General features: G+C 70.7%; 11 protein-coding genes. 5 read left to right on the top strand and 6 right to left on the bottom strand.

Annotated features, from left to right (window positions below; all coding sequences use genetic code 11):
* Positions 1 to 373 precede the first annotated feature (373 nt).
* The 3 genes from EXE50_RS10965 to EXE50_RS10975 are packed head-to-tail and all read right to left on the bottom strand — an operon-like array spanning position 374 to position 4,571.
* Positions 374 to 1,516, bottom strand: coding sequence for an ABC transporter ATP-binding protein (locus EXE50_RS10965; RefSeq protein WP_137705088.1), 1,143 nt, complete (start codon positions 1,514 to 1,516; stop codon positions 374 to 376).
* Complete coding sequence (locus EXE50_RS10970) at positions 1,506 to 3,314, bottom strand: iron ABC transporter permease (RefSeq protein ID WP_137705089.1); 1,809 nt, start codon at positions 3,312 to 3,314, stop codon at positions 1,506 to 1,508. The genes EXE50_RS10965 and EXE50_RS10970 overlap by 11 nt, the downstream gene beginning before the upstream one ends.
* Before the next feature lie 27 nt (positions 3,315 to 3,341).
* On the bottom strand, positions 3,342 to 4,571 hold the full coding sequence (locus EXE50_RS10975; RefSeq protein WP_137705090.1) for a thiamine ABC transporter substrate binding subunit: 1,230 nt from the start codon (positions 4,569 to 4,571) through the stop codon (positions 3,342 to 3,344).
* An 84-nt stretch (positions 4,572 to 4,655) separates the two neighbouring features.
* Between EXE50_RS10975 and EXE50_RS10980 the strand changes: the two genes are divergently transcribed.
* Both EXE50_RS10980 and hisA read left to right on the top strand, forming a co-directional pair.
* The gene (locus EXE50_RS10980) at positions 4,656 to 5,495 is read left to right on the top strand and encodes a hypothetical protein (protein ID WP_137705091.1); all 840 of its coding nucleotides are present in this window, start codon (positions 4,656 to 4,658) and stop codon (positions 5,493 to 5,495) included.
* A 319-nt stretch (positions 5,496 to 5,814) separates the two neighbouring features.
* The gene (hisA, locus tag EXE50_RS10985; RefSeq protein WP_137705092.1) at positions 5,815 to 6,555 is read left to right on the top strand and encodes a 1-(5-phosphoribosyl)-5-[(5-phosphoribosylamino)methylideneamino]imidazole-4-carboxamide isomerase; all 741 of its coding nucleotides are present in this window, start codon (positions 5,815 to 5,817) and stop codon (positions 6,553 to 6,555) included.
* Between the two features lie 126 nt (positions 6,556 to 6,681).
* On the opposite strand, the gene EXE50_RS10990 is transcribed toward hisA, so the two are convergent.
* On the bottom strand, positions 6,682 to 7,335 hold the full coding sequence (locus EXE50_RS10990; protein WP_137705093.1) for a hypothetical protein: 654 nt from the start codon (positions 7,333 to 7,335) through the stop codon (positions 6,682 to 6,684).
* Positions 7,336 to 7,880: 545 nt separating this feature from the next.
* Here EXE50_RS10990 and hisB point away from each other — a divergent pair.
* The 3 genes from hisB (at position 7,881) to EXE50_RS11005 (ending at position 11,299) form a co-directional block, all read left to right on the top strand.
* Entirely contained in the window at positions 7,881 to 8,477 is a 597-nt protein-coding gene (gene hisB / locus EXE50_RS10995; protein WP_137705094.1) for an imidazoleglycerol-phosphate dehydratase HisB, read from the top strand.
* A gap of 65 nt (positions 8,478 to 8,542) precedes the next feature.
* On the top strand, positions 8,543 to 9,439 hold the full coding sequence (locus EXE50_RS11000) for a YkgJ family cysteine cluster protein (RefSeq protein ID WP_137705095.1): 897 nt from the start codon (positions 8,543 to 8,545) through the stop codon (positions 9,437 to 9,439).
* 75 nt (positions 9,440 to 9,514) lie between these two features.
* Positions 9,515 to 11,299 carry an L-aspartate oxidase gene (locus EXE50_RS11005; protein ID WP_137705096.1) on the top strand — a complete coding sequence of 595 codons (1,785 nt, stop codon included), beginning with the start codon at positions 9,515 to 9,517 and terminating at the stop codon, positions 11,297 to 11,299.
* Between the two features lie 19 nt (positions 11,300 to 11,318).
* On the opposite strand, the gene EXE50_RS11010 is transcribed toward EXE50_RS11005, so the two are convergent.
* The gene (locus tag EXE50_RS11010) at positions 11,319 to 11,597 is read right to left on the bottom strand and encodes a hypothetical protein (RefSeq protein ID WP_137705097.1); all 279 of its coding nucleotides are present in this window, start codon (positions 11,595 to 11,597) and stop codon (positions 11,319 to 11,321) included.
* Positions 11,594 to 12,226: a GNAT family N-acetyltransferase gene (locus tag EXE50_RS11015; protein WP_137705098.1), complete on the bottom strand. Its 633-nt coding sequence runs from the start codon at positions 12,224 to 12,226 to the stop codon at positions 11,594 to 11,596. The genes EXE50_RS11010 and EXE50_RS11015 overlap by 4 nt, the downstream gene beginning before the upstream one ends.
* Positions 12,227 to 12,250: the final 24 nt, after the last annotated feature.

Below are 12,250 nucleotides of genomic sequence, written 5' to 3' on the forward strand. Positions count from 1 at the left end.
GGCGTGTCGCCTCGATACGTGTACTACGTGGCTGGTTTCGATGGAACTGTTCGGTAGACGGCCGTTAGCGAGTCGACGGACGACACCGCCAAAGCCCCAGCCGGCGAGGCGGGCGCACGCTCGCTGCGCGCCTCACTCGGTCGCTATCGCTCCCTCGTTGCGGTGCTTGCGTCGCCTGCGCCCGCCTCGCCGGCTGCCCCTTTGAGTCCCACCTCGACAGCACAACAACGCACCTCACGCCTCCCCAGCCTCGCGGTTCGCGCTCTCCGAGCGCTCACCGCGTCCCTCGCGCGTGCTCACTCGCGGCCTCCGCTTCGCTCCGGCCGCTCGCAGGCACGCGCCACCGCACGTATTTATAAGTAGTCGGTGCCGTTCACCGCGATTCGACCCCGATCACGTGCGCGTCTTCGGGGTCGAACCCGACCGCGACCGCGCCGTCGATCGGGTCCACGACGCGGACGACGAGCTCGCGGTCGCCCCAGTCGAGCGTGACGCGCGTCGTCTCGCCGAGGAACTCCGCGCTGGCGACGGTCGCGCGCAGCGCGTTCTCGCCCGCGGGGGCCGCGGCGTCTCTGGGACCTCCGTCCGCGCCGGCGACGCGGAGGTTCTCCGGACGGACGCAGAAGGCGATCCGGTCGCCGACCGACGGGGCCGCTCCGGGGTCGTCGTCGGTCCGCACGCGCAGGGTCCCGTCGCCGCCGTCGACCTCGACCGCGAGTTCGCCCGCCGCGGACGCGTCGGTCACCGTCCCGGCGAACACGTTGTTGTCCCCGACGAACTCGGCGACGAACCGCGTCGCGGGCTGACGGTAGACCGTGCGGGGCGCGGCCACCTGCTCGGGGGCGCCGTCGTTCATCACCGCCACGCGGTCGGAGATCGCCAGCGCCTCCTCCTGGTCGTGGGTGACGTATATCGTGGTGATGTCCAGCTCGGACTGGATCCGCTTCACCTGCGCGCGGAGCCGCTCGCGGAGCCGCGCGTCGAGCGCGCTCATCGGCTCGTCGAGCAGGAGCACGTCGGGCCCGGGCGCGAGCGCCCGCGCCATCGCGACCCGCTGCTGTTGCCCGCCCGAGAGGCTCTCGGGGTCGCGGTCGGCGGCGTCGGGCAGGTCGACCAGGTCGAGGAGCTCGGCGACGCGCTCGTCGCGCGTGACGCCCTCGGGCGGGTCGGCGAAGTTGAGCCCGTACGCGACGTTCTCGCCGACGGTCATGTGCGGGAACAGCGCGTAGCTCTGGAAGACGACGCCCACGTCGCGGTCCTCCGGGGGCACGCCCGCGACCGACGCGCCAGCGAAGCGGACCGTCCCGCTCGTCGGCTCCTCGAACCCCGCGATCAGGCGGAGCGTGGTGGTCTTCCCGCAGCCGGAGGGCCCGACGAGCGTGAAGAACTCCCCCTCGCGCACCCGGAGCGTCACGTCGTCGACGGCGGTCGTCTCGCCGTAGCGCTTCGTCACGCCGTCGAGTTCGACCGCGACCTCGCCGTCGCTCTCGAACGCCGCGTCGCGCTCAGAGCCCACGGTGATCACCCCCGAGCCGCTCGATGACGACGAAGCTGAGCGCCGTAACGACCAGCAGGACGACGCCCATGGCGGTCGCCGGTCCGAGCCGCCGCCCGATGAACCGTTCGATCGCGACGGGCATCGTGTACGCGTCGGCGCCGGTCGAGAGCACGACCGTCGAGGTGAACTCGCCGATCGAGACCGCGAACGCGAACGCCGCGCCCGCGACGACCGCGGGCCAGACCAGGGGGATCTCGACGTCGCGGATCACCCGCGCCCGCGAGGCGCCGAGCGCCCGCGCGGACTCGACGAGCGAGCGGTCCAGCCCGGCGAGCCCGGGCGAGACGGTGCGCACGACGAACGGGTACCCCGAGACCGCGTGCGCGACCACGATGGCGACCGCGCCGCCGGCGGCGATCCGCCACCCGGCGACCTCGACGCCGAAGACGAGCCCCCGCAGGAGCCCGAGGCCGACGATGATCCCCGACACCGCCAGCGGCGCCATCGCGGCCGCGTCGACCAGCGTCCGCCCGCGGTAGCGTCGCGTCGTCAGCACCGCGACGACGACGCCCATCGGGAGCGCGAGCAGGGTCGCCGCCGTCGCGAACGCGAGCGAGTTGTAGATCGCGGGCAGCGGCCGCACCTGGAACGCCGCCCCCGTCCGCTGGCGCTCGACCAGGAACCGGTAGTGCTCCAGCGTGAGCGCGCCGTCGCCGCCCGTTAGCGACGCGAGGACCATCGACGCGATGGGCGCGACGAAGACGACCCCGGCGACGACGGCGTAGGCGGCCAGCCCCGCCCGCGGCAGCAGTTCCCGGAGCGTGGGCGCGGGCGGTGACAGCGAGCGCCGGGGCAGCGGGCGCGCCCCCCGCGCGCTCGTCGCGTTCCGGGCCTCGTACCGGAGGTACGCCAGCAGGACGGCGAGCGACACCGCGAGCTCGACGATCGCGAGCGCCGCGGCCTCGGCGTAGCTCAGGTCGCGGACCAGCCGGTAGACGAGCACCTCGACGGTCACGAGCTCGAACCCGCCGAGCGCCAAGACGATGGGGAAGGTGCCGAAGGTGAACACGAACGTCAGCGCCGCGCCCGTGAGGACCGCGGGGTACACCTGCGGCGCGACCACGTCGTAGAACGCCCGGACCGGTCCCGCCCCGAGGCTGCGGGCGGTCTCAACCGCGCTGGCGTCGACCGACTCCCACGCCGCGGTCGTCACGCGCGCCACGAGCGGAGCGTTGTAGAAGGCGTGCGCGATCACCACCGCTTCGAGGGTGAACATGAGTTCGACCCGCGGGAGCCCGAGCGCGGTCAGGGCGGCGTTCAGCGTCCCGTTCTCGCCGAACGTGGCGACGAACCCCACCGCGACCATGATCGACGGCAGGACGAACGGGACGATGGTGAGCGAGCGCAGCGTCCGCCGGCCGGGGAACTCGTAGCGCGCGAGCAGGTACGCTGCCGGGAGCCCGAGGGCGACGCTCGCGAGCGTCGAGAGGACCGCCTGGTACGCGGTGAAACCGACGACCCCGGGGCGGCGGTCGGGCGAGAGCAGCGACCGGGCGACGGCGGCCGGCGGCTCGCCGGACAGCAGCCGCGCCAGCTCGCCGAAGTAGAACGGGTCGGTGAGCACGTCCGCGAAGACGCGGAGGGTGACGGCGCCGTCGACGACGACCGCCTCGATCAGGACCGTCGCGGCCGGGTAGTAGAACGCGACGACGAGCGCGGCGCTGGTGAGGACCGCGAGCGCGGTCAGCGCGTTCGCCTCGACGCCCTCGCGCAAGCGGGCCAGCCGCCCCGCGCGGCCGCCGTCAGGTCCCGTCACGCGCTCGGCCCCACGTCGGCCACGCGCTTAGTTCCCGGCGAACTGCCGCTCCCAGGCCTCGACCCACGCGTCGACCGAGCCCTGGAGCTCGTCGTAGGTGAACGTCACCGGGTCGCTCGGCTCCTTGGCCAGCTCGGCGTAGTCGCTCGGCAGCTCGGCGCCGTCCGTCGCGGGGAACGCGACGTTGCGCTGGGCGATCTCGCCCTGGACCTCGGGCTCCAGCATGAACGACATGAACCGCCGCGCGAGGGCGGGCTCGTCGGCGTCGGCGAACAGGGCCATCCCCTCGGGGTTCGCGTACGCCTGGTCGTTCAGGAAGCGGATCTGGTGTTCCTCGAGGTCCGCGCCCTCCATGTCGGCGAACACCTGGTCGGTGGAGTAGGAGACGACGATCGGCGCCTCGCCCTCGCTCCAGGCCGAGTACGCGTCGTCCCAGCTCCCCAGCACGCGCACGTCGTTGGCCTGGAGGTCCGCCCAGTAGTCGAGGTAGTCGTAGTCGGGGTCGCCGTCGCCGCCCTCGATCGCCTCCCCGTCCCCGTCGCTCGCGACGCCGCCGTCGCCGAAGCGGCTGATCGTGTGGAGGAGGAACGCGCGCCCGGTCGAGGAGCCGCCGGGGTTCTGCGCGATGAGCGCGCCCGCGTGCTCGTCGTCGAGCAGCCCCTCGAACGTCTCGGGCGCCTCCGTCGTCGTGCCGTCGTACACGAGGCTGACGTACCCGGTGTCGAACGGGACCGCCCGGTCGAACGGGTCGAACCGGAGGCCCTCCTTGACCGCGTCGCGCCCCTCGACGTCGCCGGCCTCGGCGAAGAGGTCCTCGTCCAGTTCGCCGTCGACGCGCACGAGGTCCTCGGTGGTGAGGCCGACGTAGAGGTCGGCGTCGATCCCCGCGCCCGACGCGGCGCGCTCGATGTAGTAGTTCACCTCGTTGTCCGGGGTCGCCCACTCCAACTCGGCGTCGTACCGGCTCTCGAACTCCTCTTTGAGCCACTCGCCCGGGCTCACCGAGGGCGCGTCGATGAAGTTCGTGTACGTGGCGACCGTCAGCGTCGGCGTCTCTCCGTCGCCGCCGTCGGTGCCGTCCTCGTCCGCCCCGTTCCCGCTGCCGTCGCCGCCGTCGGACCCGTCGCCGTCGTCGACCCGCTCGGCGCTGCAGCCGGCGAGCGCGACGGCCCCGGCCGCCCCGGCCGCGGTCAGGAAGCGTCGTCGGGTGCGTGGCCGGGCCGATCGCCGCCGCGTCTCGCTCTCGTCGGTGGTCATCACTCGGTTGTTGTACTCGGTGGTTACATAAGCGATCCGTGTCGACGGCGACACGAATTTCCCCGTCGCGCCCGTCGAATTCGCATGGGAGAGGCACCGAGAAACGGCTCCGCAGAGAATTCGGCGCAGTTCGGGCCGACCACCCGACGGCGGCTGCTCGCCGGCGGCGCGGCGGTCGGCGTCGCCGGCCTCGCCGGCTGTCTCGGCGGCCGCGACGGCCCGGTTCCGGCCCCCGAGGTGACGAGCGACCGCATCGAGGACTGGCGGCGGACGGACGCGTCCGAGGGCACCGCGTCCGAGCAGTCGTACGGCCCCGTCACCGTCCGGGCGCTCGAACGCACGCGGATCTTCGAGTACGCGCCCGTCGCGGACGCGCTCGCGGAGATTGTCGACGCTGACGGGTCGCCCGTCGTCTTCTTCGCGACGCGGGTCGACCTCCGGCCCGCGATCGACCGGCTTCCGGGCGAGGTCGGCCGCGACCGGGTGATGAGCGAGGTCGAGACGGCGGCCGTCGACGCCTTCCGAACGCGGCTCCGGAACGCCGGCATCGAGGACGTTCAGGTCGCCGACGAGGGGATCACCACCGTTCGGTCCGGTCACACCGCGACGGCGTGGCGGCTGACGGGCGCGTACGCGATCGACGGCGCGATTCCCCTCCCGAACGGCACGACGGCGGAGATAGACCGGCGGCTCGAAATCGGGGCCCGGCTCGGCGTCTGGCACGACGGGACGGACGTCATCGTCTCCGGCGGCGCGTACCCGACGGAGCGGCTGACGGCCGTTCTCGACGAGTCGCTTCCCGACGCGGTCGACGCCGAGACGGTCGTGCGACGGGTCGCCGACGCGGAGACCGCCGAGGCGCTCGCGACCGACCCCGCGGAGTTCGACATCGAGGTCTCGCAGCTGCTCATCTCGGTGGCGTGAGCGGGGAAGGGATCCGGAATTTCCGAGTTCCGTCGAAATATATTGCTTAGAGAAGTGCGGCGGCGCGTGCCTCCGAGCGGCCGCCGCCGGCGGCCGCGAGGAGCACGCGCGAGGGAGCGGTGAGCGCTCGGAGAGCGCGAACCGCGAGGCCGGGGAGGCGTGTGGCTGCGGTGCTGTGCGGGGCTTTGGCGGTGTCCGCCCTCGATCTACCGTGCCTATTGATACACGGGCGACTGAGCCTTCCGAGACGTTCACCGCGTACTCCTCCGTTTCGTCTCGAACCGACCCGTTTAATCGGCGTCCCCGACTCTCACCCCGCATGAGCGACTTCCCGGAGTTCGAGGTGATCCCCGCCGTCGACGTCCAGGACGGCGATGTCGTCCAACTGGTCGGCGGCGAGCGCGGGACGGGCAAGCGCTACGGCGACCCGGTCGCGGCCGCCGAGCGCTGGATCGAGGCGGGCGCCGAGACGCTCCACCTCGTCGACCTCGACGGCGCCTTCGAGGGCGAGCGCGTCAACGCGGCGGCGATCGAGGCGGTCGTCGAGAGCGTCCCGGACGGGGTCGGCCTCCAACTGGGCGGCGGCATCCGGACCGCCGATGGCGCGCGCGACCTCCTCGACCTGGGACTCGACCGCGTCATCCTCGGCACCGCGGCCGTCGAGACGCCCGGAATCGTCGACGAAATCGACGCGACTCACCCCGGGAGCGTCGTCGTCAGCCTCGACGCGAAGGACGGCGAGGTCGTCGTCTCGGGCTGGACGGAGGAGACCGGACTGGAGCCGGCCGCGGCCGCCGCGCAGTACGAGGACCTCGGCGCGGGCGCCATCCTGTTCACCAACGTCGACGTGGAGGGCCAACTGGAGGGGATCGACCGGGAGGCGGTCGAAAGCGTCGTCGAGGCCGTCGATGTCCCCGTTATCGCGTCCGGGGGCGTGGCGAGCGTCGAGGACGTTGTTGATTTAAAAGAGGCCGGCGCGGCCGCGGTCGTCGTCGGCACCGCGCTGTACGAGGGCGAGTTCACGCTGCGGGAAGCGCAGGACGCGGCGGACGAGATTTAACAATCGGAGCGCGGGTTTGTCGTCGACAACTTATAGCTGATCTACTGCGGACTGGACCGTTCTGGAACAATTCAAATATACGCTAATTTCTGTGTGTATTCACTAGTTCACTCGTCTGGCTAGCAGTTATTTGTTGGCGTCACTCTCCCCTAGTATTCGGGAAACTAGTAGCGGGATTGCTAGTAGTACAGCCACAGAAATACCAGGGTTTACCACACCAGTTGCCAGATTTCTCGAGATAATTTCCTGTTGCGCGTACCCGCTTGTCACAAACAACTGAACTCCCACAGCAATCACGAATAGTACTAGCGTAATGTTTGTATTTACACTTGAGAGTGCCTTAGCACGGTAGTCAGCTGGCATTCCGTTTTCATCGGGTATTCCTTCCAATTCGGCAGCCATCATCGCCGGAGACCGTAGTGACGACACAAAGCCGTTGATTGTCGCAAGAGCGATGAATAGGATGCTGTAAACTCCAGGATCAAGTTGGTGTAGAAGATCGAACGCGCCTACAAGCATAGCCGCCCAAACAAATATCTTGAATTTCGGCTCCTGCTCATAAGCTTGGAATAGGGCTATTTCAGCGAGAATTTTTGAGCGCTTGTCGATGTCGTAACGGGATTCTGTTTGTACACTTTGATCAAGGTGTGGAATGATCCATCTAATTCCGACTCGACCTTTCATAGAAATTCCAAATTGGTCGTAGAGTTCTTCACGGAGTTCGTTCTCAGACTGCTCCTCTGAGGTAGTATGTTCTGTTTGTTTTGTTTCTTCTGGCATACCGTCTCATAGTCGACACTACCAGAAAAAGGTCGTTCAGATCTAATAAAATCCAATAGAATCTCGCCGAAGTGGGTCCACTTATAGAACGAAGCACAGGTCCACTCTGACGGCCGTTTCGTTGTATCTCAAATAAGATCAAACTCTTGGGGATCATTCTGTCACACCCATCCTTGCGGATCGCCGGCGAACGGTACCAAAGCCCCAGCCGGGAGGCGGGCGCACGCTCGCTGCGCGCTTCAGTCGCTCACTTCGTTCGCTCCTTCCAGTGCTTGCGTCGCCTGCGCCCGTCTCCCGGCTGCCCCTTTGCGTCCCGCCCGACCGCACAGCACCGCAGCCTCACGCCTCCCCAGCCTCGTCGGCCGCCGTCGCTTCGCTCGGCGCCCGACTCCAGCGAGGGACCGAAGGTCCCTCTGGCAGCCGGCGCGTAGCGCCGGCGACCTCGCGCGTGCTCCTCGCGGCCCGGCGGCCGCTCGGAGGCACGCGCCGCCGCGAGCCGCGATTTCACCCGCAACCGACTTACGAATCCCCCGCGACGGGCCGGTATGAGCGAGCACGACCGGACCGCGGCCGTCACCCGCGAGACCTCGGAGACGACGATCGAACTCACCCTCGCTATCGACGGCGACGGCGACAGCGAGGTCTCGACGGGGATCGGCTTCTACGACCACATGCTGGCGTCGTTCGCCAAGCACGGCCTCTTCGACCTCACGGTCCGCTGTGACGGCGACTTAGAGATCGACGACCACCACACCGTCGAGGACGTGGCGATCTGCCTCGGCGAGGCGTTCGACGAGGCGCTCGGCGACAAGCGCGGCATCCGTCGCTACGCCGACCGCCGCGTCCCGCTCGACGAGGCGGTCGCGAGCGTCGTCGTCGACGTGGCCGGGCGCCCGTACTACGAGTTCGACGGCGAGTTCTCCCAAGAGTCGGTCGGGGAGTTCACGAGCGTCATGGCCGACCACTTCGCGCTGTCGCTGGCACACAACGCCGGGCTGACGCTCCACGCGACCGTCGAGAAGGGCGACAACGCCCACCACGAGGTCGAGGCGCTGTTCAAGGCGATGGCGCGGGCGCTCGACGACGCGACCCGCCTCGACGAGCGCCGCAGCGACACGCCCAGCACGAAGGGCGAGCTGTAGCCGGAACCGTCGACTCCGCCCCGCCGCCGATCGCTTATCACCGCGCGAACCGTTACCACGGACGTATGGAACTCGACTGCGAGGGGTGTGCCGGCTGCTGCGTCGACTGGCGCCCGCTCGACCCGGCCGCGGCGGGCTCCGACCGCACCGGCCCGCGCCCCCCGCTCGACGACGTGTACGCCCTCGCGCCGCTCACCCGCGACGAGGTCGCGCGGTTCGTCGGCGACGGCCTCGGCGACGCCCTCGCCCCCCGACTCTTCGAGCCGGCCGAGCGGGACGAGGCCGTGACCGTCGACGGGACCGACCTCGCCGCGATCGACGGGCGCCCGGTCTTCGTCGTCGGCCTCCGGAAGCCCCCGAAGCCGGTCGCGCCGATCGGCACGGACGAGCCGCGCTGGCTCGGCGCCTGCGCCTTCCTCGACCCGACGACGCTCCAGTGCCGGATCCACGACACAGACCGCTACCCGCGCACCTGTTCGACGTACCCGGGTCACAACCTGGAACTCGGCGCCGAGACGGAGTGCGAGCGCGTCGCGGCCGCCGGCGGCGGCGAGCGCCTCCTCGACGACGAGCCGCCCGCTGACCTCCCGGCGCCCGAGTTCGGCCCGCAGGCGCTCGGCGCGACCGTGTTCGCGTACCCCGACCCCGCGGATCTCGACGGCGTCGTCGCCCGACTCCGCGACGGGGAGGCGACCGCCGACGACCGCGCGCGCTTCGTCGGCGCCGCCGTCGGCTCTCGCCCGGGATCGCTGTCGGTGACCCGCGACCGCATGAGCGACGCGCGCGAGGCCGCCCGCGACGCCGACTCGTGGGTCGGCGCGGCGATCCGCTCGTGGACCGAGCGCGCCGGCGGCGACGGCGAGCGCGTCGGCCTCGGCCGCGACGCCCGCGACCGGCTCGTCCGCGAGGTCGAGGACGACGCGGGCGCGCCCGGAACCCCGGGATGGGACGCCGAGCGGTAGGCGGAGCCCGGGCCCTCGTTCGCGCGTGCGCACACGCGCGTGAGGCTTACCAGTGTGCGGCCCCTCCCTTCGCACATGGCCGAACTGACATCGACTGACGAGCCGGTCGAGTACGCGCGTGAGGACGTGTCCGTCCTCGTCGTCGGCGCCGGCGCGGCCGGCGCACGCACCGCCATCGAGCTGGCCGAACGCGGGGTCGAGGACGTGCTCGTGCTCGGCAAGCGCGGACACGGCGACGCGCACACCACCTGGGCGCGGGGCGGGATCAACGGCGCCCTCGGCACCCACGACCCCGAGGACTCGCCGGCGATCCACGCCGCCGACACGCTCAACGAGGGCCACTTCGTCAACGACCCGGCGAAGGTGGAGACGGTAACCGAACAGATGCCAGAGCGCCTCCGCGAGCTCGACGAGTGGGGGATGGCGTACTCGCGCACGGACGGCGGCGAGATCGACCAGCGCTTCTTCGGCGCGCAGTCGTTCCGCCGGACCGCCTTCGCGGGCGACCACACCGGCGAGTCGCTGTTGGACACGCTCGTCGAACGCGCACAGGAGCTGTCGGTGCCGTACCGCGAGAACGTGATGATCACGAAGCTCGTCTCCGACGGCGACGCGGTCCACGGCGCCGTCGGCTTCGACATGGACACGGGCGAGTTCCTCCTGTTTAACGCCGGTATCGTCGTCCTCGCGGCCGGCGGCCACGCGGCGATATACGACCGCCACACGTCGCGCGACGACGAGAACAACGGCGACGGCGCGGCGCTGGCGTACGACGCCGGCGCGTCGCTCATGGACATGGAGTTCATGCAGTTCCATCCCACCGGGATGGCGGTCGACGAGACCGACCCGGAGTGGGCGCCGTGGAGCGGTCGGCTCGTCACCGAAGCCGTCCGCGGCGAGGGTGGCCGCCTGTTCAACGCCGAGGGCGAACGCTTCATGGAGCGCTACTCGCCGGACCAGATGGAACTCGACGCCCGCGACGTGGTCGCCAGGGCGATCGCGCGGGAGATCGCCGAGGGGCGCGGCACGGAGAACGGCGGCGTCTACCTCGACATCTCCCACCGCGACGCCGACTTCGTCCGCGAGCGCCTCCCGCGGATGTACGAGCGGTTCGACGACCTCGGGGTCGACATGGCGGAGGAACCGGTCGAGGTGGCGCCGACCTCCCACTACGGGATGGGCGGCGTCGCCGTCGACGACGACGGTGAGACCGACGTGGACGGGCTGTTCGCCATCGGCGAGACGATGGCGGGGGTCCACGGCGCCAACCGCCTCGGCGGGAACTCGCTGGCCGAGACCGTCGCGTACGGCGTGGTCGCGGGCGAGCGGATCGCCGACCGCGCCGACGGACCGGGCGAGGTCCCGACCGACCTGCGCGAGACGCTCGTCGATCCGCACCTCGCCGACCTGCGGGCGATGGCCGACAGCGACGGCGAGAACGAGGTTGACGCGGTGCTCGCCGACCTCCGCGAGCTGATGTGGGACCACGCCGGGATCCTCCGCGACGAGTCGTCGCTCCGCGGGGGACTCGACCGCCTCGCCGACGTCCGCGACCGCGCGGCCGACCTCCGCGTCGGCCCGGTGACGAGCGAGTCGTTCGAGCTCGCGGTCGACCTCGGATTCATGATCGTCGCCGCCGAGGCGGTGCTCCGCGGCGCGCTCGAACGCGAGGAGTCCCGCGGCGCTCACTACCGGACCGACTTCCCCGACCGCGACCCCGACTGGCGGCGTAACCTCTACTTCGACGCCCCCGACGTCGGCGGCATGGCGCTCAGGAGCGAGCCGGTCGACGAGCCGAGCGAGGCGGTCCAGGCCGCGCTCGACGAGGGGCACGAGCTGGACTACCACCAGTTGGAGTAGCGGTGTCGAAGGCTCCGGATCACCCGCCCCGCTTCCGGTACCAGACGCGCTCGCCGACCGGCGACTCCCCCTCCGCGGTCGGTAGCCGGCTCACGAACAGGTCCCTGACGGCGAACGTGATCACCAGCTCGACCGGCCCGTCGTCGCCGTCCGCCTCGCCCTCCGATTCGGCTTCCCCGACCGGTCGCACCGTCACGACGCAGTGGCCGTCGCGCTCCCCGACCGACTCGACGACGCCGACGGACCACCAGTCGACGTGGTGCGACGGCTCCCTCGCGTGGACGCGGTCGTGGTTCACGACCGGCCCGCTCCCGGGTCGACCTCGTCGCCCGCGACCCGTCGCACCGCGAGCGCTCCCTCGCAGACGCACTCGCCCTCGCACTTCGGACACTCGTCGGCCGATCGCTCGATCGGGTCGCGGTGGACCGTCTCGTAGCCGTGCGCGTCGAACAGCTTCTCCGGGGAGTCGTCGCCGCCGTGGTACCACGAGTCCGCGAGGAAGCAGTCGACGCCGCGGTCCGCGCCGACCGCGTGGAGGCGTTCGAGCAGCCGGCTCCCGATCCCGCGTCCGGTCGCGTCCGGCCTGACGTACCCCATCTCGAGGTGCCCGTACAGCCCCGCATCGGGGAGCAGGTCGGGGTCGTCGAAGAAGTACATCTCGTCGGCGACGGCGTCGGGGGACGCGAGCTCCCGGAGCGCCATCACCCCGAGGATCCGGCCGCTCTCGTCGTCCTTGCGGCCCCCCTCGGCACCGGTCTCCCCCGCGTCTTCCGCGCCGGCCTCGACCGCGACCAGCACGTGGTACGTCGGGTCGTCGAGCCCGAGGTCGACGCCGTAGGAGCTCCCCTCGCTGAAGTGCGAGGTGATGAGCGCCTCCAGCGCCTCGGCGTCGTCCGGCCGCGGGTCCCGGATCGCGATCTCGTCCATCGACGGAGGGAACGTCGCCGCGGA

This window comes from Halorubrum sp. ARQ200 (genome assembly GCF_005435115.1).
Classification (GTDB): domain Archaea; phylum Halobacteriota; class Halobacteria; order Halobacteriales; family Haloferacaceae; genus Halorubrum; species Halorubrum tropicale.